Origin of the sequence: Pseudomonas sp. WS 5503 (genome assembly GCF_012985385.1) — a bacterium.
In the GTDB taxonomy this organism is placed as follows: Bacteria; Pseudomonadota; Gammaproteobacteria; order Pseudomonadales; family Pseudomonadaceae; genus Aquipseudomonas; species Aquipseudomonas paracarnis.
Genome location: NZ_JAAQWI010000001.1, coordinates 881206 through 904008 on the forward strand (window position 1 = coordinate 881206; position 22803 = coordinate 904008).

Consider the following 22803-nt stretch of genomic DNA (forward strand, 5'->3'; position numbering starts at 1 on the left):
GCATGCAGAAAAAAGGCCAGGGCTGGGGAATAAGATGGTGGCCGTGTGACACGAGGCACTTAAATTACCCCCCGATCGTTCCCACGCTCCGCGTGGGAACGATCGACCATCGACCTCAGCGTGCCGTGCGAAATTTCCGGTTCAGCCCCCTATTTCCCAGCTACATTAAAAACCTACTACCCAAACCCCGACGTTTGGCTTATCCTTTTCGCTGTATATAAATACAGTAGTCGCAAAAGACAACTATCGTGAAGGCATGTGAGGTGGTGAATGGCCGTCGAAGTGGTATACCGCAGCAGCCGAGATCTGGAGCGTTTGTTCATGGATAAAGCCGAAGCTGACCGTCATGACAAGATGCTTGAACTCGCTGAGTTGCTGGCAGAGGTGTTGCAAAAAGCCGTGCCGTCGTTGAGCGAGCAGCAGGTGGAAGAAGCCGGGATCTACATGGCGAAGAACCGTGATGTATTTGCCAAGGCGTTCAAGAGCCAACCGGACGCATTGTCCGAGTTGCTGAACCCGGCGGCGGAGTAAAGCCCGAATTGAACAGGCCCTGAATCATGGATTCAGGGCCTTTTTAATGCCTGGCCTATTTGTACAGCAAGCGTTCGGCCAGTTCATCGGCCACCCGCGCGGGGGAGCGTTTTTCGGCTTGGGCGTGGGCAAAGATTTCGGTCAGGCGGCTGCCGATGTTCGACAGGTGCGCGGTGATGCCTGGCAGGTCGGTACCGGCGTGTTTGAGGGCGACGTAGATCAGCCCGCCAGAGTTGATCACATAGTCCGGTGCGTAGAGGATGCCGCGGCCTTCCAATTGGTCGGCGATGTCCAGGTTGGTCAGTTGAGCGCTGGCCGAACCCGCCACGGCGGCGCAACGCAACTGGCCGACGCTGTTACGGTTGAATACGGCGCCCACGCCGCACGGTGCGAGGATGTCGCAGGGCGTGCTGAGCAAGGCGTCGTTGGCAATCGGGTGGGCACCCAGTTGCTCCATGGCCAGTTGCACCTTGCCGTGGTCGATGTCGCTGACCAGCAGCTCGGCACCGGCGGCGTGCAATTGTTCGGCCAGGGCATAACCGACATTCCCCAGGCCTTGCACCGCGACGCGCAGGCCCTCGAGGTTGTCGCTGCCCAGGCGCGCCATGGCGGTAGTGCGGATACCGGCAAACACCCCCATGGCAGCATGAGGTGCAGGGTCTCCGGCGGCGGTGGTGCTGGTGACAAAGCGAGTGTTCTGGGCAATGCAGTCCATGTCGGCGACCGAGGTACCGCTGTCGATCGAGGTGATGAAGCGGCCGTCGAGTTTTTCCACACAACGGCCAAACGCCTCGAACAGCGCCGCACGGCTTTCCACGTGCACGGGGCGGATGATCACCGCCGTGCCGCCGCCCACCGGCAGTCCGGCCAGCGCGGCTTTGTAGCTCATGCCTTGCGCCAGGCGCGCGGCATCGGCCACGGCGGTTTCATCATTAGGGTAAGCCAGGTAGCGACAGCCACCCAACGCTGGGCCCAGGCGACTGTTGTGGATGGCGATGATCGCCTTCAAGCCGGTCACCGGATCAACGCTCAGGTGCAGCGATTCAAGGCGGGTGCTGTGCATGAGCGCAAACATCAATGGGCTCCCGAATCACTTCTGGTAGTGGGCCAAGTATAGGCTTGCGGCAGAAAACTGCTGGATTGCGCTGGAATAAGCCGCGCGTTTTCGTGGGATCTACGACATAAGAGCGTGGGATATCTCTCAAGATGCTGGACGAAAATTCGCAGCAAGGCTAAAACGGGGGCATATGCCGGAGAACTCAATGAATCCCCGCACCGCCTTTTTCGCCTGCCTGGACCGTTCACCCCCCGCGCTGTTTGAGGCCGCGCTGTGGATTGCTGCCGAGCATGACGCCAGCGTGCAGCCGGCGTTGATCCTGCACGACCTTGGCGCGCTACGACAACAGGTCAGCCTGGGCATGCCCCTGCTACCGGCGGATGAACTCGGCCAGGCGCTGCTGCGGCGCATGAATGACCTGGGGTTTGCCCAGGATGACCACACGCCGTTGCGCCCCGCCGCCGCGCTGCTGGACAAAGTGCTGCAACGCAAACGCGGGCAACCCTTGGCCATGGGCCTGATCGCACTGGAGATGGCACGGCGCCTGGATATCCCCCTGGTCGGCGTGAACTTCCCTGGGCACTTCCTGCTTCGGGTACCGGGAGCCGATCACCTGTTGGACCCTTGCGGCGGCCGGCGCCTGTACCCCAACGACTGTCGCGAGTTGCTGGCGCGCCAGTACGGGGCGAAGCTGAAATTGCAGGCCGATCACCTGCTGACCGCCGAGCCACGGGCCATCCTGCAACGGCTGTCGCGCAACCTGCGCCAACTCTACCTTGCCAACGACGAGCCACTGGCCGCCCTGGTGGACGCCGAGCGGGTACTGGAACTGGGCAACGCCAGCGCCTCCGACTACCTGGCGCGGGCCAGCCTGTATCAACGCCTGGACTGCCCCAGCGCCGAACGCTTCGACCTGGAACACGCCCTGCTGCTCAGCGACGACCCGATCCAGCGCCTGCGCCTGACCGAGCGGCTGGGGCATCTGCCGCCCAACTCAGTGGTGCATTGACCCAACTCCCAACTGTAGGAGCGAGCTTGCTCGCGAAAAAACCCAGGCCACCCCTTTTAACCATGATGCCCGCGTTATCGTTAACGTTTTTCGCGAGCAAGCTCGCTCCTACAGTTAGCGATTGAGAATATCGCCAGGCAATGGCGTGTTCGGTGTAGTGGGTCCCGGCGAGCGCACCTGAATAATCAACAACGCTGCAATCACCGCCGGAATCGCGCAGAAGAAGAAAATCTGCTCGACCGGTATATGCATCGCCAGCAGCAGGCTGCCAAACAGCGGTCCCAGAATCGATCCGAATCGCCCCACACCCAACGCCCAACCCGTGCCGGTGGCGCGCACGTGCGCCGGGTAGAAGTTGCTCGCGAAGGCATTGAGGGTCAGTTGCCCGCCGATGATGCAGAACCCTGCTGCAAACACGCAGGCCACCAGGTAGCGTGGGTTGTCGTGGTTCAAGCCCAGCAGAATGGTGCACAGCGCTGCCGCCGCCAGCACGCCGGACAGCAACCGCACTTTGCTTTTCAGACGGTCGGCAAACCAGGCCATGAGGATGGCGCCCAAGGTGCCGGCGAACAGGAACATGGAGGTGACCAGGTTGGCTTCGTTCAATGCCAGGCCGCTTTCGAGCAATAGCGACGGCAACCAACTGATCATGAAATACAGCAGGATGAGGCTGACAAAAAAGGTCGCCCAGATCAGCAGCGTCGGGCGCGCGTAGCCGTTGCGAAACAGCTCCACCACCGTCAGTTTGCTGCCCTGCTCCTGCAAGTTTTCAGCTTCGGTCGCCGGTGGCGGTTGCCAATCGGGCAGCATCCGCGCCGTGACTTTGCGCAAACGCAGATACGGCGGTGCATCGCGCAACAGGCGTGGCAAGGATTCGGGCAACAGCCACACCAGGAACGGGAACAGCAGCAGCGGCGTCACACCACCCGCCAGGAACACCGCCTGCCAACCAAAACCATCGATAAACCCGGCCGCCACAAAGCCGCCTGCTGCACCGCCGAACGAGAAGCCGCAGGCCGCCAGGGTCACCATCAAGGTACGCATCCGCGGCGGCGAGTATTCAGACATCAATGCCATGGCACTGGGCATCGCGCCGCCCATGCCAATGCCGCAGATAAACCGCGCCGCCATCAACGTGGTCAGCGAATTGGCGAACACCATCAATACCGTGAGGCTGGCGTAGATCAGCACGCATGCCAGCAGGATACGTCGCACGCCGAACCGATCCGCCAGCGGTGTCACCAACAGCGAGCCCAGGGTGAGGCCCAGCAGGTTGGCGCTGAACACGGGGCCAAACGCGGACTTTTCCAGGCCCCAATCCTGGGCCAGCGCCGGCACTACATAGCCCAGCACCTGGGCGTCATAGCCATCGGTGACCAGTAACAGTGCCAGCAGCAGGAGAATCAACCATTGGTAGCGCGACACCGGGCGGGCGTCGAGTGCCGCACGAAAGCTGGCAATCTGATTGTGCATCGCAAGGTACCTGTTTTTTTATGATTGTTCCCACGCTCTGCGTGGGAATACAGCCCTGGACGCTCCGCGTCCGTTTTTAGAGCCGTGACGCAGAGCGCCACATGAGGCGTTCCCACGCTGAGCGTAGGAACGATCATTACAGGGGGTTCAGGGGGTGTCAGGTTGATTGGCGGGGTGGGCCTGCACGAAGGCTGGATGTTGGGCCGCCAACGCCGCCACCCGCCCAATGCGTGGGTATGCCGCCAAGGGCACCTTGAAGCGCTCGGCCGCATACAACTGCGGGATCAGAAACGCATCGGCCAAGCCCGGCTGCTCGCCAAAGCAAAACCCTGTGTCGCCAATCAACTGCTCCACAGCGCCCAGGCCCTGGCTGATCCAGTGCCCGATCCACTCCAGTAATTGCGCCTCATCGTGCCCCCACTTGCGCAGCAAGTTCTGGGTGCTGGAGTTATGCAACGGGTGGATATCACAGGCGATGATCGACGCCACCGCCCGCTCATGAGCCCTGACGAGCAAATCCCTGGAGAACATCGGCACCTGTGGATAACGCTCCTCCAGGTACTCGATGATCGCCTGTGACTGGATCAACAACGCCCCTTCATCGGTACGCAACGCCGGCACGCGCCCTTGGGGGTTGATCGCCAGGTATTCAGGCTGGCGGTTGGCGCCGCCTGTCGGCACCAGCAGGTTGACCGGCAGCGCGGTGAAATCCAGGCCTTTGAGAGCCAGGGCAATACGTACTCGATACGACGCGGTAGAACGGTAGTAAGTATAGAGTTCCATGGCCCTGCCCTCTCAGCGCGCCGCAACCACGGTACCGCGGCATTCGCCGAAGCCGATGGAGGCAAAGCCCTCTCGGCTGCAACGGGCACGCAGAATGATTTCGTCGCCGTCTTCAAGGAATTTACGTACCTCGCCGGAGGCCAATTCAATCGGCTTCTTGCCGCCTTCGGTAATTTCCAACAGGCTGCCGAACTGCCCCGGCTGCGGGCCAGACAACGTGCCCGAACCAAACAGGTCACCCGCCTGCAACTGGCAGCCATTGACGCTGTGGTGCGCCACCATTTGCGCCACGGTCCAGTACATGTGCTCGGTGTTGCTCAGGGTCAGGCGATGGGCGGGCAGGTTTTGCTCACGCATCGAGGCCGTGGTGAGCAGCACTTCCAGTTCGATATCAAAAGCGCCCGCGTTCTGATCGCGCTTATCCAGCAGGTAAGGCAGCGGTTGCGGATCACCTTCAGGGCGCGGCGGCTGGGCTTTGCGGAAAGGCTCCAAGGCTTCGGCAGTCACCACCCACGGCGAGACGCTGGTGATAAAGCTTTTCGACAAGAACGGCCCCAGCGGCTGGTACTCCCAGGCCTGGATATCCCGCGCCGACCAGTCGTTGAGCAGGCAGAAACCGGCGATATGCTCGGCGGCATCACCAATGGCAATCGCATCGCCCATGGCATTGCCCTGGCCGATCCAGATGCCCAGCTCCAACTCATAGTCCAGGCGCGCGCATGGGCCAAAGGTCGGCGCGGACTGCCCGGCTGGCAAGGTCTGGCCCTTAGGGCGTCGCACCTCTGTACCCGAGGGACGAATGGTCGAGGCACGGCCGTGGTAACCAATCGGCACGTACTTGTAGTTGGGCAACAGGGGGTTATCGGGACGGAACAGTTTGCCGACGTTCTGCGCGTGCTCGATGCCGACATAGAAGTCGGTGTAGTCATTGATCTTGGCCGGCAGGTGCATCTGGCAATCGGCGGCACGGTGCAGCACTTGCGCCTCGCGGGTTTGCAGCTTGCTGCCTTCGGCCAGCAGTTCCAGCAGGCGCTGGCGCAGGGCAACGCGAGGCCCACGGCCCAGTTCGAAAAACGCGTTCAACTGCCCGCCCGCAGTGGCTTCGACGGCGCGCCGGGCATCACCGTCAAACTCATCCAGCGCGGCGTGCAGGTCGAGGATCATGTCGCCAATCGCCACGCCACTGCGCGGTGCCGAGCCGTTGATGCTGAACACGCCCAGGGGCAAGTTCTGCAGAGGGAAATCCGCGTGACCATTGGCCGAGGCCACCCAGCTGCGGGTCTGCGTTGGTTGAGTCATGGGTTATCTCCGGTTCGGGTTGAAGGTGGCGGGCAGCGAGGCCCAGCACGCGTCGTAAGCAGGTTGCAGTTGGGGGCACTCCAGGGCGAACTGGGTCGGACGCAGCACTTGGCTGGTCTCGAACATGAAGGCCATGGTGTTATCGATCTTGTGCGGCGCCAGGTCCACGTTGATGGCCTTGGTGCAGGTCTCGCCATCCGGGCCGTGGGCGCTCATGCAACTGTGCAGCGATGCGCCGCCCGGCAGAAAGCCTTCGGCCTTGGCATCGTAGGCACCCTGGATAAGGCCCATGTATTCGTTCATCAGGTTGCGATGGAACCACGGCGGCCGGAAGGTGTTCTCGGCCACCATCCAGCGCGGCGGGAAGATCACGAAGTCGAGGTTGGCCAGGCCATGCACGCTGGTGGGCGAGGTCAGCACGGTGAAGATCGACGGGTCCGGATGATCGAAACTCACCGTGCCAATGGTGTTGAAGCGACGCAGGTCGTATTTGTACGGCACATTGTTGCCGTGCCAGGCGACCACGTTGAGTGGTGAGTGATCCAGCTCGCAGGCCCACAGTTCGCCGAGGAATTTCTGTACCAGCGTGGTCGGTTGCTTGAGGTCTTCGTAACGGGCGACGGGCGTGAGGAAATCGCGCGGGTTAGCCAGGCCGTTGCTGCCAATCGGCCCCAGGTCAGGCAGGCGCAGCGGGGCGCCATGGTTTTCAGCGATGTAGCCGCGGGCTTGCGCGTCCAGCAGTTCGATACGGAACTTGAGGCCACGGGGCAGCACCACGATTTCCAGCGGCTCGACATCCAGCACGCCCAGTTCGGTGGCGATGCGCAAGCGGCCCTGCTCCGGCACGATCAGCAACTCGCCGTCGGCGTTGAAGAACACGCGCTCCATGGAACGATTGGCGCGGTAGTTATAAATGCTGATGCCCGAAGGTTTTTCCGACCCCGAGTTGGCAACCATGCCGACCAGTCCATCGATAAAGTCCGTGGGTTCACTCGGAATATCCAGCGGGTTCCAGCGCAGGCGGTTGGGCGTCACCGCCCCCAGCGGGCCACCGGCCAATTGCCGCGCAAGTTTGACGAACGCCGGGTGATTGGCGGACGGCTGGATGCGGTACAGCCAGGTGCGCCGGGCTTCGCTACGCGCCATGGTGAAGGCAGTGCCGGAAAACAGTTCGGTGTAGAGCCCGTAGGGGGCTTTTTGCGGCGAGTTCTGGCCGACCGGCAGCGCGCCAGGCAAGGCTTCGCTGGCGAATTCGTTGCCGAAACCCGAAAGGTATTCGAGGTCCATGGATCTTCCTCTATACAGAAGTTGTTTTTATCGTAATCCAGTTACGCATAACGTAATTTGATCACTGTCGACCGTCAAGCTATAAAGACGCCCATTCATCTCTCGGATTCTCGCCCTTCCATGGAAAAGCCCCGCGACACCGGTAAACAGAAAGTCCGCTCGGCGGAAGTCGGCACCGATATTCTCAAGGCCCTGGCCGAACTGTCCCCGGCCACCTCGCTGTCACGCCTGGCCGAGCATGTGCAGATGCCAGCGAGCAAGGTCCACCGCTATTTGCAGGCGCTGATCGCCTCGGGTTTTGCCGAACAGAACAGCGCCACCAACCATTACGGCCTGGGCCGCGAAGCGTTGCGCGTGGGGCTGGCGGCGCTGGGCAGCATGGATGTGTTGAAAGTCGGCGCCATGCCCTTGGCCGAACTGCGCGATGAGTTGAATGAAACCTGCTTTCTGGCGGTGTGGGGCAACCAGGGCGCGACCGTGGTGCAGATTGAGCCGGCCGTGCGCGCCGTCACCGTGGTGACGCAGTTGGGCTCGGTGTTGCCGCTGCTCAGTTCGTCCACCGGGTTGGTGTTCAGCGCCTACTTGCCGTCGCGGGAAACCGTGGAGCTGCGCGAACGCGAGGTTCAAGCCAGCACCGCTCACACCTTGGCGGACGATCAGGCCTATGCCAGCGTGTGCGAGCAAATCCGCAGCCGCGGCCTGCACTTTGTACATGGCCTGCTGATGCCCGGCGTGGATGCGTTGTCGGCGCCGGTGTTCAATGCGGTCGGGCAAGTCGCGGCGGTGATGACCGTGGTCGGCCCAACCTCGCTGTTCCATGCCGATGAAGATGGCCCGGCGGCGCAGCGCTTGCTGGCGGCGACCCGGGCCGTGAGTTGGCGGATGGGCTATCAGCCCTGAATCACTCGTCGCTGCGCGCCAGCGCCACGGCCACGCGATCCTCCAACGCCTTGACCTGCGCGCCGGCCACCACGTAGTTGTTGGTCAGCATCGAGAACACCAGCTTGCGCCCGCCGGCATCGGAGATGTACCCACTCAATGACGACACGCCGCCCATGGAGCCGGTCTTGGCGTGCAGGTTGTTTTGCGCCTGCGTGTCGCGCAAGCGATAGCGTAGGCTGCCGCCGGTCATGCGGTCGGTGTTGCCGGCAATCGGCAGCGCGTTGTACCAGGCGTCGAACCACGGCTGTTTGCTGGCGGCCAGCAGCAGGTCGGTGAGGGTTTGCGACGACACCAGGTTGCGCCGCGACAGGCCTGAGCCGTCGACCTGACTGAATGTGGCGGTTTCCAGCCCCTGGCGCTTGAGGAACCCGGCCACCGCCAGAGCACCCGCCGCTGCCGTGCCGCTATTGGCCGTCTTGCGCCCCATGGCCTTGAGCAAGGCTTCAGACATATTGTTGTTCGAAAGCTTGAGCAGCGGTGTGATCAACGCCTGTAACGGCGCCGATTGGTGCTCGGCCAGCACCGTTACCGCCGCCGGGCTTGCCCCGCCCATCACCCGACGCCCCAGTACGGTAATGCCCTGTTGCGCCAGGGCTTGTTCAAACAGATTCGCGACCAGTTGCGTTGGCTCCCAGACGCTGACCAATTGCTGGCTCTGCTTTCCCGGCGCTACTGCGCCGCTGAGTTGCAACAGGTTGGTGCCGTGACGGCGATTGATTCCATAGCTGTTGCCCGGTCCGCTCATGGCACGGTTGCTCAGTTGCAGGTAATCAGTAGGCGGGAAAATATCGACACTCACCGGCGAGCCGTTCCGCAATGGCGCCTTGGCCGTAACCAGTACGCTGCCCGCATCAAAATCCGCATTGGGCGCCACGGTCAGCGCCGAGATCTGCGCGCCGTAGTAGGTGGTTTCATCGTCATGGGACCAATCCACCCCCAATCGCTCGGCATCGAACCAGGTGTCATCGAACACCAGATCACCCTGCACCTGGCGCACGCCCTGGCTGGCCAATTGCGCGGCCAACGCCTGGTAGTCGGCAAACTGAATGCTCGGGTCGCCCAGGCCACGCAGGTACAGGTTGCCGGTCAGGCGGTCGCCCTGGCGTATGCCATTGCTCAGCAGTTGGGTGGCGAAGCGGTATTGCGGTCCCAGTACATCCATCGCTGCGGCAGTGGTCAGCAATTTGAGATTGGACGCCGGCACCAGCCGGGTACGAGGGTTGTGCTGATAGAGCGTGGCGCCACTGCGGGCATCGCGCACCATCAGCGAGACGGTAGCGCCGTGCAGCGCCGGGTCGCTTAACAACTTATCCAGGGTTGCCGGGGTGGAAGTCGGTGAAACGCTGGCGCAGCCGCCCAGCAAGAAGCTTAAGCCGACCAGCAGAGTGCCGGTGTGTATCCATTTTCCAAAGTGCATCAGTGTGCCGTTCCCGCAAAATCAACAATAACGGCAACGCTAACACTGTAGGAGCGAGCTTGCTCGCGAAGAACGCGCAGTCACCGCGCTGAACCAGGCAGCCCGCGTGAGCGTTGACGTTTTTCGCGAGCAAGCTCGCTCCTACAAAGGGATGGCGTTAGAAGGTAAGCGTGCTGGACACCGACACCTGCCGCGCATCGCCCATGGACACAAACTGCGTATTCACCGAGGACGTGTAGTAGGTACGGTCGAACAGGTTTTTCACGTTGAGCTGGAACTTGACCTTTTGCCCCTCAAGCTTGGTGTCGTAGCTGGCGAACACATCAGCCACGGTGTAGCTGGGCAGCTCGAAACTGTTGGCCGCGTCCCCTGCCCGCTCGCCGACATAACGCGCCCCGGCGCCGACGCGCAGTTGATCACCGCCCAGGATGCTGCCGAAGTCATACACCGCTGACAGCGAGCCGGTGCTTTTTGCCACGTTCTGCAGGCGGTTGCCTTTGAGCTTGGGGTCTTCGGTGACCTCGGCATCGGTGTAGGCATAGCTGCCGATCAGGCTCCACTTGTCCGTCAGCTGGCCGCTGGCATCCAGCTCCAGACCACGGGAGCGCACTTTACCGGCCATGCTGTACTCCGAGGCCAGGCCTTCGCCTACCTGCACCAACACGTTGCGTTTATCGATGGTGAACAACGCTGCGCTGGCGGTGATACGCCCCGGCAAGTCGAATTTGGTACCCAGCTCCCAGGCTTTGGATTCTTCCGGCTGCAAGCTGCCGTCCAACACGGTTTTATTGGCCAATGGCGCGATGGTGGAGTTGGGTTTGAACGACTCGGTGTAGCTGCCGTAGAACGACAATTCGTCACTGTAGCGATACACCAACCCGGCCCGAGGCACCCACTTCTGGCCATTGCCGTCGGTGTTGGCGGTGAACGGCACGCCTTTACCGGCGTATTGGTCGTACATCTGGTAGCGCGCACCGCCGACCAGAATCCATTGATCGTTGAGGTGGATGGCATCCTGGAAGAACAGCGAATCGCTGCGCAAAAGGTCGGTCTGGTTGCTGTCCGGCGCGCTCACCTTGGAACCGGCGACTTCGTTGCCGTACACCGGGTTGGTGTAATCAAAGGTGCCCCGCGGTGCCTGGCGGATCAGGTCGGCGCGGTAGATCTTGCGGTACTCATCGTCCAGGCCGAACACCAGGTCGTGCTGCATACCTGCAACATCTACTTTGCCTTCAAGGCTGGCGGTGGCGAAGCGGTCGGTGGTCAGTGCGCCCTGAGTGCCGTCCATGCTGCGGGTCAGGGTGCCGTTGGTGTTGACCTTGACCACGCGCACCTGGCTGGCGTCGTAGGTCTCGCGGTTCCAGCTGTAACCGAAATGGGCTTTCCAGTCGTCGTTCAGATCATGATCGACAGTCAGGCGATACAGGTCGGAGCGGCCTTCCATATTGTTGAACGGTTCATCCAGACGGCGGGTGGCGGGGATGTTCAACGGATGGTTGGTCTTGGGGTCGATGGCGGTGCCACGGTCGAACGGCGCGAGAAATTCGCGGTGCTCATAAGCCAGCAGCACTTGGGTGGTGTCGCCATACCAGGCCAGGGACGGCGCCACCAGGGTTTCGCGGTGGGTGCCGTAGTTGCGCCAGTAATCTTCGTCTTCATGGTCGACGATCAGGCGATAAGCCAGGCCGCTGTCACCCAGGGGCCCGGTGGTGTCGAGGTTACCGCCGCTGCCGTTCTTGCCGCTGCCGAAGGTCGAACCGCGTGCGGTCAGGGAAGTGGACTGCACCAGCTCAGGCTTTTTGCTGACGATATTGACTACACCGCCTGGGTCCTGGATGCCATACAACAGCGACGACGGGCCCTTGAGCACTTCGACGCGCTCGGCTGTCGCGTTCAAGGCACGGCCCTGCACCATCGGCATACCGTCCTTCATGATCGAGCCGTTACGGTTGTCGCCAAAGCCGCGCAACATCACCGCGTCCTGGGTGCTGCCGAGGGTGTTTGTCTGGGTGATACCGCTGATATTGCCCAGCGCGTCATCCAGGTTGCGCGGTTGCTGGTCGCGCAGCACTTGAGCAGGCACTACGTTGACGGTTTGTGGGGTTTCCAACAGCAACCCATGGGAGCGCATTACCGAGCTGGTCGGCGGCGGTTGGTAGCTGGTGCTGTCCTGGGTGAGGTTGGCGCCGCTGATGGTGGTAGCGCCGAGGTTGACCGCGCCGTCGGTTGGCACCGGCTCCAGCGCCAGGGTGCGGGCATCGATCTGGCGGAACGTGAAGCCGGATCGGCTCAGCAGGCGTTGCAGCGCCTGCTGAGCCGTCATCGGCCCGCTGACTGCCGGGGCATTGAGGCCGTAGGGCGCTTCATCGGTATAGATCACGCTGATGCCGGTGACCCGGCTGAACTCGCTCAGGGCCTGGGGCAGTGGTTTGGCTGCCAGGGCAAAATTGAACTGGGCGCTGTGCTGCTCCTGCGCACGCGCAACGCTCAAGGGCAGCAACGCCAGCCCCGACACTGCCAAGACCGAAGCTCCCAGCCACTGTTTTACCCAACCGCCCGCCGTCGACTTCATGCTCTGAGAACCCGTGTTGAAAACGCTGTTAATGCGAATAGATCGCAGTTTCAAGCACTACACGGATGGGGCGCAGGTTTACCTCACATGGGTTCGCAACTATTTTTGTGTATGCCGCTCTCGAGGCCACTCGCGGCCAGGCACTCCTTGGCACTCTTCTTCAATTTCTTGATCAAGCGCTCCTGACGCAGCGCCTCGCCCTTGCTCGCACATTGCTCGGTATAGACCAAGGCCACGGCAGGGCTGGACAGAAAAAACCGTGCGCCCTTGCCGCTTTGGTGCGAGGCAAACCGGCGCACGGGGTCATTGCTGATACCGCAGTACAGCGAGCCATTGGCGGCCCGCACCAGATAGACGAACCAGGGTTTGGGTTCAGAGGGATCAGTCACAAGTCGATGTCGGCAAACCAGAAGAGCGCCAAGCTTATCAACGCCCGGCCTGAAATGCCTTCAAGCCTTTGAGCGCCTGGGCACGTACCGCGCTTTTCAGCGCGGGCGACCAACCCAGCAACAGGCTCTTGAGGCCCAACGCCTGGCGCGACCAACGCCACAGGTCGAAGTGGTCGTGGTGTTCACAGATCTTGCCGTCACGGAACACGAACCGCGCACCGATATCGTTGACCACGGTATTGCCGGTGGCGCTGAACAAATACGTCGCCACCCAATGGGCACTGCCGGTACTGTCATCGCTGCGCACATGGTCGAACGTCAGGGAAAAATCCTTGGCCCGCGTGGTAAGCATGCGCCACATATCACCGGCGTCTCGCCCGCGCAGTTCGCCGAAAGCCGGGTCGCTGAAGACCACATCGTCGGTGTAGCAAGCGGCCATGGCCTCGGCGTCAAGGCGCTGAAAGGCCTCATAGAAGCGGTGGATCAGAGCATCGTGAGCAGCACTCATGGGCAGGTTCCGCAGCAATTATTGTCAGGCCTGCACGATAATCCGCACAGGCCGCGAAGACCATGGGCATTCATGACAAAAATAGCGCTGCCGTCGATCTGGATCTCTTCAGCGGTCGGCAGTGCGGACTTGAACACTAGCCGCGCGGCCTTGACGGCTATCAATGCAGGCGCGTTGCAACTGACCTCCGTCAGGGTCGCATCACTTACGGTCGATTAACCAGCGGTTACGCGGGCACAAGCAAGTACATCGCACAATGGGTATTTCGTCTCAACTAATTTGACCGGGAATTTAAACAACCCTCAACTAATGCCAGCAGGCGCTAACAACAAGTTAGAGCACTTAGCGCACCAGCCCCATACAACTAATACGAATCCTGAATTTGGCCTTTAGTTAAACCACTGTCATAAAACTGCAACTTTCTAAGGCACCATTCCCGATGCACGCGCATAGGCGAACAGTTCAACATCTGTAGAGATACTCAGCCGCTGCATCGCTGTACTTTTCTGTTTGCTGATGGTGGAAATACTCCGGTGGACCTTGGCCGCGATCTGGCTGACCGTCATGCCGCTGGCCAACATACGCACCACCTCGCTCTCCTTGCCGGACAACTGCGGCTCATGGGACTGATTGCCTGTCCCCGCCTCCACCAGTTGCACCCGCAGGCATTCACTGGCGAAGGTCTGGCCCGCGCACACGGCTTTGATCGCCAGGGGCAACTCCTTGGCAGAGGCACTTTTGGCGACCACTGCCTTGGCACCATGGGCGAAGGAGGCACGCAAGGTGGCAACATTGGCGAACATCGTCACCAGGATTACCGGCACGTTCGGGTACTGACGACGCAACAGGCTCAACAGGCTGTAGCCATCAGCTTGCTGACCGCCCGGCATGGCAAAATCGGTGACCAGCACATCACATGCCGTAGTACTCAACACCCCGAGCAATTGATCGGGGCCGTCGGCTTCGCCGACCACCTTGCACTTGCCATTCGCCTCAATCACGACTCTCTGCCCGACTCGAACAATAGGGTGATCGTCAGCAATAATTACTCGAAGCATAGATACCTACGAATGGTGGCAACTTGAATCCGCGCAAAATACCTCTGTCAGCGCTCATCAACAACTACTAACAAAGACCCACTTGCAGCCGAAGCCAATGTTTAGTAGCGGCTATTTTTTGGACTACAACATAATAGGAAACCACCTACAGCAAAAACTAGACTTCCAAATAACTTAAACCCTCTGTAAACACCTTTCACAGAGTGGACAGATAATCCAGATAGGTGCGCAAGCGTGCCTGGAACGATGTCAACTCCGCCTGGTGCGCAGACACGCCATCGCGCTGAACCTGCTCGATCAACCTCACGGCACAGGACTCAAGCCCTGTTCCTCCTATAAATACCAGGCTACCCGTCAATCGATGCAGGCGTTCGGCGGTCAATGATGCGTTCAATGCGGCACAGGCACGGCCCAACAGGTCGTGATCTTGCCAAGCCTCGACCAGCAGATTTTCCAACAGTTGATTGACCACCTGTTCACTGCCAAACGTCGCGACCAGGCTCGCGCGGGCGGGCCACCCCATAACCTTCGCAACAGGCTCCGCACCGATAGGCATGTGATCGGCACCCGGGAGCCATCGCGCCAAAACGGCACTTAATTGTTCCAGGGTCAGAGGCTTGAGCAGCCAGGCATCCATGCCCGCGTCGCGGCAGCGCTGGGGGCTGTCGTTTTGCAGGTCGGCGGTCAACGCGATGATCGGCACTCGCCTCAAGCCGACGTGGTGCTCATATTGGCGAATGGCGCGGGCCATGCTGTAACCGTCCATGACGGGCATCTGGCAATCAGTGATCACCAGGTCAAAGGGCCGACGAGCATAAGCCACTCGCCCGAGATACCCGTCGGCGACCAGTTCATGGTCCAACCCGAGTTTTCGCAGCAAGCAACCCAGCAATAGACGGTGGGCTGAATGATCCTCCGCCACCAGGACATGCAACTGCCGCCAGTGAGGCGGGGGAGTAACAGGCGATCTCGATTTGCGGCTCGCGCCTGCGGTTGAACCTGACAGCGAACCCATCAGTACCTCTTCGTAGCTATTGATACGGCAGCAACCTTCGGCACTGGCGCAATAGCCATAGAGGCCTACTCAGGCAGCAACGATCGCCACATTCCTTTGAATGCTATCGACACAAAACCAATAACCTTTTGAATGGCTTAAAGCCGATACAACAACTACGAAAAAACGCGAACTCACCCTATTCGATCCACCCTGCCAATGTCGTATTAGTTGTATTTCCCCCGCGCACACCTCTCGCTAAATTGTGCCCCACCCCAAAAGAGGGACGGCTTGCCACTCCCCGGCAGCTGCAAAAAATATCGAGACCGTCGCACCGACAACCACCCGCCGGCACCGAAGCGGGCGTTGCGTTGCACGCACCTCTATCTGCCAGCCTGCAATGGAAAAAACAGAAAAATGAAGAGCCCTGTAGCCCTACTGAGCAGTGCCCTGCTGCTCGCCATGAGTTCATCGGTATTCGCAGCCAGCAGCGTGGAGCTGGCCGTCAAAGGGCTGATCACACCCAGCGCCTGTGCACCTAGCCTTTCAAGCGGCGGGATTGTCGACCACGGAAAAATTTCGGCCAAGGATTTGAGGCCGGAGGGATGGACCGTGCTTAAAAGTCACAACCTGCAACTGGGCATCACGTGCGATGCGCCAACCCTGCTAGCCCTGCAGGGCATTGATAACGTTGGTGACGCCCACGACCCGAGGAACAGCTATGGCCTGGGCTTGGTCAGCGGAAAAAAATTAGGCAGTTTCTCCCTGACCTTAAGCAATCCGATCGCCGATGGCGCAGCGATCTCCATGATTGAGTCCTCGGATAACGGCCTCACCTGGCGGGCAAGTTTCCCGGGTGACATGTGGCCAGCCTCCTACCTCGCTTCGTTTGGCGACAACATCACCGGCAGGTGGGCACCCACCCCGGTCCAGCAGGTGTTGGCAGACCTCATGGTGGCAACCATCATCGCGCCGACAGCAGGAATGGATCTGACCACAGAGGTTCCAATCAACGGGTCCGCCACGCTTGAAGTCAAATACCTATAACGCCTCTGCCCCATGCCCAAGGAGATTCACTGACATGAATGTTTTTGCATCCGGCCTGATAGGCGCCTTGCTCCTCAGCCCGACAGCATTCGCCGCCAGCAACACAGACTTGCTCGTGCGCGGCAGCATCACCCCCAGCGCTTGCTCACCAGTCATCTCCGGCGGCGGGACTGTGGACTTCGGCAAGGTGTCGGTCAAGGACCTCAACACCGACACCTACACCGATCTGCCCAGAGAAACCATGCTGTTGAGTGTGCGCTGCGACGGGCCGACGTACTTCACCCTCAACACCATCGACAACCGTTCAGGCACCGCCGCCAGCCACTTCAGCTGGCATGGGCTGGGCACCACACCCAACGATGAAAAAGTCGGCGATGCCGGGCTGGGTCTCTATTTGCCCGTGGCCGACGGCGTCTCCGTGCGCACCATCACCTCAAGGGATGGCGGCGTGACCTGGATGCCTTCGGTGATGCTCAGCCATACCTTGCTGACGGCGATCGCCCACAGCGACGACGTGATACCGATTGCAGTTCAGGAACTGGACGCCGAGATCCGCCTGATCACCCACATCGCACCTGCCAACAACCTGACGTTGACCGACGAAGTCCCTATCGACGGTCACGCCACCGTACAAGTCAATTACCTTTAAGGAGTCCCTACGATGAAAACCCGATTGACCACCCTGGCCGCCGGCGTATTGCTGCTCGGCTCGGCCACCACCTTCGCTGCCTCCAGCGTGGACCTGGCCGTCAAAGGCCTGATCGTGCCCAGCGCTTGCACACCCAGCTTGTCCGGCGGTGGCGTGATCGACCATGGCAAGATTTCCGCCAAGGACTTGAATACAGACAGGCAGACATTTCTCGGTAGACAGACCCTGGCAATGACAGTCAATTGTGACGCCCCGATTCAGTTTGCCCTGCACTCGGTGGATAACCGTGCAACTTCAAGCCCGCCAGGCTCAGGATATTATGGGCTGGGCTTTATCAACGAGACCCAGCAACTGGGTTATTACTACATCCGCATGAGCAACCCGGTCGCCGATGAAGGCGTGGTAGTGCAGACGATTTCCTCCACTGACCTTCAGAATTGGATGAGATGGCCTGAGTGGGACGCAGGCCTGTACATGTCGGTGGCCTCGATGGATGACCACACCCAGCCCCTGGCAGTTAAGGATTTGACCGTCGACCTGAACGTGTACACCGCTATCAACCGCGCCGATGGCATGGACCTGAGCAACGAAGTAACCATCGACGGCTCCGCCACCCTTGAAGTGAAGTACCTCTGACCCATGGCGCCCCATGCCCTCATCCTTGACGGGCATGGGCTTCGCCGTGGGCTGTGTTCACCCGTGCCAGTGATGAATCGATGACTATGTTCACCCGTTTCCTTGCCGTGTTGTGGTTATCCCTGGGCGCTGCGGCCAAGGTCAGTGCGGGCGCCGCTGCCGAGCTTACGGTAACCGGTCGTGTGACACCGGATGCCTGCTATATCGAGCTGTCGGATGAAGGTTTTGTCGACCACGGAAAGATCCCCGCACACACCCTCCTTGTCGACGAATTCACCGTGCTGCCCAGCCGGCAACTCGAGCTGCAGGTGCAATGCGCCAGGCCCATGCTGTTTGCGCTGGTGGGTATCGACAATCGTGCGGAGTCTTCCCTGGCACCGGATTTTTTCTATGGGCTGGGCAGAAACATCCATGCACCGGACGAACGCCTCGGCTCCGTGGCGTTGTCGTACCGCAACCCGGTGGGAGACTCACAGGCCATGCAGGTCTTGGCCTCCACCAACAGCGGCGAAAGCTGGACGCCCGAGCCCAATGGCTACCCGCGATCCTATATGGCCTTTGCCCCGACGGGCGACCGTCAACCCGACTTCATCAGCCAGTTGAGGGTCCAGCTTCAAGTGGACACCGCCATCAACTTTTCGCAGTACCTGACCCTGAATCAGGAAGTGCCCCTCGACGGCTCCATCGTTCTGGATTTGCGTTACCTCTGACCCACTCATTTCGCCTAATGGAAAACCCATCATGACGATGACATGCTCAAACACCGCGTTCGGCCTTATTGCCCTGCTGCTGATATTCGGCAACCAAGCAAAGGCTGACGGCATGGTCCCGGACACATCCGTGGTGATCGTCCACGAGGCCGATGGTGAAGCTTCCGTTTCGGTGACCAACTCCGACAGCCAGCTCTCGTTGTTGCATGTGACCTTGCAGGATATTCCGGAAGATACCGAACCCCTGCTGGTGGTGACGCCGCCGCTGTCTCGAGTCGAAGCGTCCAAATCCCAGTTGGTGCGCTTTATTCTGCAAAACCAAAAACCGTTGCTCACCCAGCGGCTCAAACGCGCCGTGTTCGAAGGCATGCCCCAGGGCCGCGCAGCCACTGCCGCCGGTCATGCCCGCGTGGGCGTGACCGTGCGCCAGAACCTGCCGGTGATTGTGCATCCCAAGGGCCTGGCACCCAATCGCAGCCCCTGGACCGGCCTGACATGGACCCTGCGCGACGGCCAATTGCAGGTGCGTAATGACACGCCCTATGTGGTGCGCCTGGCCCAGGAGCTGCGGCTGTTGCCCGGTGACGGCAAGGCGATGCTGCCGCGCACCTACGTGCTGCCAGGTGAAGCCTTGAGCGTGCCTGCCAGCGGTGGCCAAGCCAAGACGGTCAGGCTGCAACCGGCCACTGTGTACGGGTTTGCGGTCAAGGCCTACGACGCCCCCATCACCCTCTGACAGAAAACCACAGGCGTCGCCAAGACCGCCGCCTGGATAACGAAGTGACGGCTTATCGACCGTCACCAGAACGCCCAAAGCCCCGAACCCAATGAGGGCTGTGCGTTCACTAAGCGAGTACCTTGCGTGAAAACAGTATTGAGTTACCGTGACGGCGAAGCCGTGCCCATTCGCCCAGCCTTGCCGCTGGTGTTGCTGCTGTATGCGCTTATGCCGGACAAGGCGTGGGCCGACGACACCAGCCCCGCAGGCTTCGACGCCCAGACCTTGCATCAGCGCGGCATCGATCCACAGTTGGCCAGCCTGCTGCTGGCAACACCGCGCTTTGCCGCCGGCCGTCATAACGTCAACCTGCGGGTCAATGGCCTGCGCCGGGGACGCCTGGAGGTCAGTTTCGATCAACAGGGCAACCCCTGCCTGGACCGTGCGTTGCTGGACGCCGCCAACCTGGTGATACCCGCTGACCCCGTGGGTTGTCAGGATTTTCTTCTGCGGTATCCGCAAAGCCTGGTGGAACCGGACCCGTCGACACTGACGTTGGCACTGGTCGTGCCCACCGAAGCACTGCGCCCCGTGCAACAGGACATCTCGGGCTACCAGACCGGCGGGTTTGCCGGGATGCTCAACTACGACCTGAGCGGGTTCTACAACCGCTTTGGCGAAGACGCCAGCCGGTTTGGTTCAGCCAACACCGAAGTCGGCTTCAACGCCGGCGACTGGATCGTGCGCAGCCGCCAAGTGCAGACCTGGCAGGATGGCTTATCGCGCAGCACCCACTTGGAGGCCTATGCGCAACGGACCTTCGCCAGCCATCAGGCAGTGCTGCAGGCCGGGCAGATCAACCTCTATAACCCGGTGTTGTCTGGCGCACAGATCACCGGCGTCCAGGTGCTGACCGAGCACGCCCTTCAGGAGCAAGGCCAGAGCGCGCAAATCCAGGGGATCGCCAACAGCCCGGCACAGGTAGAAGTGCGCCAGAACGGCGCGCTGATTCACTCCACCGTGGTGCCTGCCGGGCCGTTTGTGCTGAACGATGTACGTCGCCTGAATACGCGCTCGGACGTCGAAGTCACGGTCAAGGAAAGTGTCGGCGGGGAACGACGTTTCACCGTACCCGCCGCCATGCTCGGTCTCGGCCTGCCTGCACCCGGCTATTCGGTCGCAGCGGGGCGCGTACGTAACGTCGGCGGGGCCGAGGCAGAGGCGCCGTGGGTGGTCAGCGCCGGTTGGACCGGGAACTTGCATCCGCAACTGACCCTGGGCAGTGGCGTGCTGGCGACCGGCGAGTATCGCTCGGCGGGCGCCAGCCTGGGCTGGCTGCCGTGGCTGGACAGTCAGATCCAGGTGTCCGCCCAATTGTCCAACACCCAGTCGTGGGAAAAAGTCTCGGGCGTGCAGACTGATCTTTCCTGGTCACAGCGCCTGAGCGAGCGATGGTCGTTCAGCGCCGCCAACTCCTGGCGCAGCAGCGGCTACCGCGAACTGGAGGAAAGCACCTACGAGCGCGACGGCAGCCAGCGCAACTCACGCTATCGCGATCAACAAAGTATCAACCTGGGGTGGTCACATCCGCAGTTGGGCGCATTCAGCGCCGGCGTTTCACGTTCGAGTACCTTCGAGGGCAACAGCAGCAGCCGCGCGCTCGCAGCGTGGGGCACGAGCATTGGCGCAGTCTCGTTATCGGCCAGCGCCGAGTGGCAGATGGGCGGACGCCAGCAACAGGACAACGCGGTCTACCTCACTGTCAGCGTGCCGTTGGGCGAAAGCCGCCGGGTGCGCAGTTGGGTGCGCAACTCCGGCGGCCAAAACCGTACCGGTCTGGGCCTGACCGAACAGCTTGACGACCAATTGAGCTACCGCGTCAGCGCCGAACACGACAGCAGTGACCATGAGGTGGAAACCAGCGTGGGCATTTCGGCATTGCCACGCTATACCCAACTCGACTTGAGCTACAGCCGCTCCGATGCCGAGCGTTCGAGCTACCAGGGCGGCGCCCGCGGCGGTGTAGTCGTGCATGGCGACGGTATGACATTTACCCCCTACCCGGTGCGCGACACCTTCGCTCTGGTTTCCGTCGGCGACATGAGCGGCATCAAACTCAGCACCCCCAGTGGCCCGGTCTGGACCGACTGGCAAGGCCAGGCCGTGGTGTCGCAGGTGGCCGCCTACGGGCGCAGCCCAGTGGAAGTGCAGACCCGCTCTCTACCGCGCAACGCCGATATCAACAATGGCCTGGCCATGATCTCGGCCGGGCGTGGCGCTGTCGATCGGGTCGAGTTCGGCGTGGGCCTGACCCGCCGCATGCTGCTCACCGTCAGCGACGATCATGGAAACCCCATGCCCGTGGGAGCGTCCGTTACGACGAACACAGGTGAGTTCATCACCTTGGTGCAGGACGCCAGCCAGGTGTTCCTGCCCAATGTGCTGGACCAAGGAGCGCTGTGGATCACCACCTCGCAAGGCAAACGCTGTGAATTGCGCTACCAACTGCCGGCAAAAGCCGACCCCACGGTGTATTTCGAAACCGCACCTGCTCGTTGCCACACACCATGAGGACTACTGCCATGCCCCCTGCAATCTGTTTGCGCTACGTGAGCCTGGGGTTATTGCTCGCGTTTGCCGGCACTGCTCAAGCCTTTGAGGAATGCCAATTCAACCTCAGCGAACCGCTGGTGGATTTGGGCTTGATGAGTCGCCTGGCGCAAAGCGACAGCGCGCCGCAACGCCTGCTCGGCGAGCGCCGTTTGAGCCTGACGTTCACCTGCCCCCAGGCCCAGGACCTGAGCCTGTTTTATCGCGGCACCGCCGCCTCCGCGCAACGCCTGCAATTCACTCCCAACGGCAGCTATGCCATAGAAGTCGGCAACGCCGTGCTCGACGGCCGGGCGGTGGAACTGGGCTTGTTGCCCGGCGCAGGCCAGGCGCCGGTGAGCAGCGCCAGCGTGCTGGAATGGCGGCCCGACCATGGCATCGCGCCGCTGCACCAAGGCACGGTATTGCAGGGGAAAACCCTGGCGTTGCAGTTGACTCTGCGCGCCTGGGCCGACCCGGCCGCCACCCAGGTGCGCGACGCCACCACCTGGGAAGTCAGCGGGATGATGTACCACAGCGCAAGCGGGCGTTACCGCGACCTCACGTTGCGCGCCCACTTCGCGCCGACCGCCTGCCAACCGACACTGTCGGACCAGGGCGTAGTGGACTACGGCACGCTGTACGCCAAGGATCTGAGTGCCACCCACGAAACACCGCTACCGACGCGCACCGTACGCCTGAGCGTGACCTGCGATGCTCCGGCCCGCTTCGGCCTGCGCATGAAAGACAACCGCGATGGCTCGGCCACCGGCGGCACCGATGAAACGGCCTATGGCCTGGACCTGGACGCCAGCAACAACAAAATCGGACGTTTCTACCTGACGGTCGACCCAGCGGAATTCAGCGCCGACAGCGTGTCCACGCTGTACCGCACCGACTCCACCAGCAATGGCGCAGCCTGGAGCAGTTCCACTGCGCGGCAGATCCCCATGGCTGCCAACAGCCTCATGGGCTTTACCGACAAGACCGGCGTGACTACGGGCCCGCTCGCCATACAGGTCCTGACCGGCACGATGCGCATCAAGACGTACCTGGCCCCCATCCAATCGCTGGACCTGCGCGACGTCGTGCGTATCAATGGGTCCGGCACCCTCGAAATCATTTACTTGTAGGA

General features: G+C 61.3%; 21 protein-coding genes. 10 read left to right on the forward strand and 11 right to left on the reverse strand.

Going from position 1 to position 22803, the window contains the following annotated elements; translation table 11 throughout:
- Positions 1–270: 270 nt before the first annotated feature.
- The gene (locus HBO10_RS04235) at positions 271–531 is read left to right on the forward strand and encodes a YebG family protein (RefSeq protein WP_003188807.1); all 261 of its coding nucleotides are present in this window, start codon (positions 271–273) and stop codon (positions 529–531) included.
- Positions 532–586: 55 nt separating this feature from the next.
- On the opposite strand, the gene HBO10_RS04240 is transcribed toward HBO10_RS04235, so the two are convergent.
- Positions 587–1606 (reverse strand): Glu/Leu/Phe/Val dehydrogenase dimerization domain-containing protein, encoded by a 1020-nt coding sequence (locus tag HBO10_RS04240; RefSeq protein ID WP_034128675.1) that lies wholly within the window; start codon positions 1604–1606, stop codon positions 587–589.
- Positions 1607–1793: 187 nt separating this feature from the next.
- On the opposite strand from HBO10_RS04240, the gene HBO10_RS04245 reads away from it, so the two are divergent.
- Positions 1794–2597, forward strand: a complete 804-nt coding sequence (locus HBO10_RS04245; RefSeq protein WP_034128676.1) for a transglutaminase family protein — start codon at positions 1794–1796, stop codon at positions 2595–2597.
- Positions 2598–2711: 114 nt separating this feature from the next.
- Here the strand turns inward: HBO10_RS04245 and HBO10_RS04250 are convergent, their stop codons facing one another.
- The 4 genes from HBO10_RS04250 to hmgA form a co-directional block, all read right to left on the reverse strand.
- Positions 2712–4070, reverse strand: a complete 1359-nt coding sequence (locus HBO10_RS04250) for an aromatic acid/H+ symport family MFS transporter (protein ID WP_034128677.1) — start codon at positions 4068–4070, stop codon at positions 2712–2714.
- Positions 4071–4217: 147 nt separating this feature from the next.
- Positions 4218–4853, reverse strand: coding sequence for a maleylacetoacetate isomerase (gene maiA / locus HBO10_RS04255; protein WP_034128678.1), 636 nt, complete (start codon positions 4851–4853; stop codon positions 4218–4220).
- A 12-nt stretch (positions 4854–4865) separates the two neighbouring features.
- Positions 4866–6152 carry a fumarylacetoacetase gene (fahA, locus tag HBO10_RS04260; RefSeq protein ID WP_034128679.1) on the reverse strand — a complete coding sequence of 429 codons (1287 nt, stop codon included), beginning with the start codon at positions 6150–6152 and terminating at the stop codon, positions 4866–4868.
- A gap of 3 nt (positions 6153–6155) precedes the next feature.
- The gene (hmgA, locus tag HBO10_RS04265; protein WP_034128680.1) at positions 6156–7439 is read right to left on the reverse strand and encodes a homogentisate 1,2-dioxygenase; all 1284 of its coding nucleotides are present in this window, start codon (positions 7437–7439) and stop codon (positions 6156–6158) included.
- Positions 7440–7559: 120 nt separating this feature from the next.
- Here hmgA and HBO10_RS04270 point away from each other — a divergent pair, with 120 nt between their 5' ends.
- A complete protein-coding gene (locus HBO10_RS04270) occupies positions 7560–8339 on the forward strand; it encodes an IclR family transcriptional regulator (protein WP_034128681.1) in 780 nt (259 codons plus the stop codon).
- 1 nt (position 8340) lies between these two features.
- On the opposite strand, the gene dacB is transcribed toward HBO10_RS04270, so the two are convergent.
- The 6 genes from dacB to HBO10_RS04300 all read right to left on the reverse strand — a co-directional run bounded on the left by dacB (position 8341) and on the right by HBO10_RS04300 (position 15340).
- Positions 8341–9798 (reverse strand): D-alanyl-D-alanine carboxypeptidase/D-alanyl-D-alanine-endopeptidase, encoded by a 1458-nt coding sequence (gene dacB, locus HBO10_RS04275; RefSeq protein ID WP_034128682.1) that lies wholly within the window; start codon positions 9796–9798, stop codon positions 8341–8343.
- A 157-nt stretch (positions 9799–9955) separates the two neighbouring features.
- Positions 9956–12370 carry a TonB-dependent receptor gene (locus HBO10_RS04280; RefSeq protein ID WP_034128683.1) on the reverse strand — a complete coding sequence of 805 codons (2415 nt, stop codon included), beginning with the start codon at positions 12368–12370 and terminating at the stop codon, positions 9956–9958.
- 83 nt (positions 12371–12453) lie between these two features.
- Positions 12454–12759 carry a GIY-YIG nuclease family protein gene (locus HBO10_RS04285; protein WP_034128684.1) on the reverse strand — a complete coding sequence of 102 codons (306 nt, stop codon included), beginning with the start codon at positions 12757–12759 and terminating at the stop codon, positions 12454–12456.
- Between the two features lie 37 nt (positions 12760–12796).
- Positions 12797–13267, reverse strand: coding sequence for a nuclear transport factor 2 family protein (locus HBO10_RS04290; protein WP_169921932.1), 471 nt, complete (start codon positions 13265–13267; stop codon positions 12797–12799).
- Between the two features lie 422 nt (positions 13268–13689).
- Entirely contained in the window at positions 13690–14325 is a 636-nt protein-coding gene (locus HBO10_RS04295) for a response regulator transcription factor (protein ID WP_034128686.1), read from the reverse strand.
- Positions 14326–14521: 196 nt separating this feature from the next.
- Entirely contained in the window at positions 14522–15340 is an 819-nt protein-coding gene (locus HBO10_RS04300; RefSeq protein WP_034128687.1) for a response regulator, read from the reverse strand.
- A 396-nt stretch (positions 15341–15736) separates the two neighbouring features.
- On the opposite strand from HBO10_RS04300, the gene HBO10_RS04305 reads away from it, so the two are divergent.
- From HBO10_RS04305 to HBO10_RS04335, 7 genes are all read left to right on the forward strand, one after another.
- Positions 15737–16366 carry a DUF1120 domain-containing protein gene (locus tag HBO10_RS04305; protein ID WP_034128688.1) on the forward strand — a complete coding sequence of 210 codons (630 nt, stop codon included), beginning with the start codon at positions 15737–15739 and terminating at the stop codon, positions 16364–16366.
- Positions 16367–16400: 34 nt separating this feature from the next.
- On the forward strand, positions 16401–17015 hold the full coding sequence (locus HBO10_RS04310; protein ID WP_034128689.1) for a DUF1120 domain-containing protein: 615 nt from the start codon (positions 16401–16403) through the stop codon (positions 17013–17015).
- Positions 17016–17027: 12 nt separating this feature from the next.
- Positions 17028–17651, forward strand: a complete 624-nt coding sequence (locus HBO10_RS04315) for a DUF1120 domain-containing protein (protein WP_034128690.1) — start codon at positions 17028–17030, stop codon at positions 17649–17651.
- An 86-nt stretch (positions 17652–17737) separates the two neighbouring features.
- Complete coding sequence (locus HBO10_RS04320) at positions 17738–18361, forward strand: DUF1120 domain-containing protein (RefSeq protein WP_230633879.1); 624 nt, start codon at positions 17738–17740, stop codon at positions 18359–18361.
- Between the two features lie 31 nt (positions 18362–18392).
- Positions 18393–19097: a fimbria/pilus chaperone family protein gene (locus HBO10_RS04325; RefSeq protein WP_034128691.1), complete on the forward strand. Its 705-nt coding sequence runs from the start codon at positions 18393–18395 to the stop codon at positions 19095–19097.
- A gap of 126 nt (positions 19098–19223) precedes the next feature.
- Positions 19224–21650, forward strand: a complete 2427-nt coding sequence (locus HBO10_RS04330; protein WP_230633877.1) for a fimbria/pilus outer membrane usher protein — start codon at positions 19224–19226, stop codon at positions 21648–21650.
- Positions 21651–21661: 11 nt separating this feature from the next.
- Complete coding sequence (locus HBO10_RS04335) at positions 21662–22801, forward strand: DUF1120 domain-containing protein (RefSeq protein WP_052199999.1); 1140 nt, start codon at positions 21662–21664, stop codon at positions 22799–22801.
- The last annotated feature ends 2 nt before the right edge of the window (positions 22802–22803 follow it).

What these genes read in the sequence shown, in the direction of transcription:
- HBO10_RS04235 (WP_003188807.1), top strand. Translation starts at nt 271, where the DNA reads ATGGCCGTCGAAGTGGTATACCGCAGCAGCCGAGATCTGGAGCGTTTG.
- HBO10_RS04240 (WP_034128675.1), bottom strand. Translation starts at nt 1,606, where the DNA reads ATGTTTGCGCTCATGCACAGCACCCGCCTTGAATCGCTGCACCTGAGC.
- HBO10_RS04245 (WP_034128676.1), top strand. Translation starts at nt 1,794, where the DNA reads ATGAATCCCCGCACCGCCTTTTTCGCCTGCCTGGACCGTTCACCCCCC.
- HBO10_RS04250 (WP_034128677.1), bottom strand. Translation starts at nt 4,070, where the DNA reads ATGCACAATCAGATTGCCAGCTTTCGTGCGGCACTCGACGCCCGCCCG.
- maiA (WP_034128678.1), bottom strand. Translation starts at nt 4,853, where the DNA reads ATGGAACTCTATACTTACTACCGTTCTACCGCGTCGTATCGAGTACGT.
- fahA (WP_034128679.1), bottom strand. Translation starts at nt 6,152, where the DNA reads ATGACTCAACCAACGCAGACCCGCAGCTGGGTGGCCTCGGCCAATGGT.
- hmgA (WP_034128680.1), bottom strand. Translation starts at nt 7,439, where the DNA reads ATGGACCTCGAATACCTTTCGGGTTTCGGCAACGAATTCGCCAGCGAA.
- HBO10_RS04270 (WP_034128681.1), top strand. Translation starts at nt 7,560, where the DNA reads ATGGAAAAGCCCCGCGACACCGGTAAACAGAAAGTCCGCTCGGCGGAA.
- dacB (WP_034128682.1), bottom strand. Translation starts at nt 9,798, where the DNA reads ATGCACTTTGGAAAATGGATACACACCGGCACTCTGCTGGTCGGCTTA.
- HBO10_RS04280 (WP_034128683.1), bottom strand. Translation starts at nt 12,370, where the DNA reads ATGAAGTCGACGGCGGGCGGTTGGGTAAAACAGTGGCTGGGAGCTTCG.
- HBO10_RS04290 (WP_169921932.1), bottom strand. Translation starts at nt 13,267, where the DNA reads ATGAGTGCTGCTCACGATGCTCTGATCCACCGCTTCTATGAGGCCTTT.
- HBO10_RS04295 (WP_034128686.1), bottom strand. Translation starts at nt 14,325, where the DNA reads ATGCTTCGAGTAATTATTGCTGACGATCACCCTATTGTTCGAGTCGGG.
- HBO10_RS04300 (WP_034128687.1), bottom strand. Translation starts at nt 15,340, where the DNA reads ATGGGTTCGCTGTCAGGTTCAACCGCAGGCGCGAGCCGCAAATCGAGA.
- HBO10_RS04305 (WP_034128688.1), top strand. Translation starts at nt 15,737, where the DNA reads ATGAAGAGCCCTGTAGCCCTACTGAGCAGTGCCCTGCTGCTCGCCATG.
- HBO10_RS04310 (WP_034128689.1), top strand. Translation starts at nt 16,401, where the DNA reads ATGAATGTTTTTGCATCCGGCCTGATAGGCGCCTTGCTCCTCAGCCCG.
- HBO10_RS04315 (WP_034128690.1), top strand. Translation starts at nt 17,028, where the DNA reads ATGAAAACCCGATTGACCACCCTGGCCGCCGGCGTATTGCTGCTCGGC.
- HBO10_RS04320 (WP_230633879.1), top strand. Translation starts at nt 17,738, where the DNA reads ATGTTCACCCGTTTCCTTGCCGTGTTGTGGTTATCCCTGGGCGCTGCG.
- HBO10_RS04325 (WP_034128691.1), top strand. Translation starts at nt 18,393, where the DNA reads ATGACGATGACATGCTCAAACACCGCGTTCGGCCTTATTGCCCTGCTG.
- HBO10_RS04335 (WP_052199999.1), top strand. Translation starts at nt 21,662, where the DNA reads ATGCCCCCTGCAATCTGTTTGCGCTACGTGAGCCTGGGGTTATTGCTC.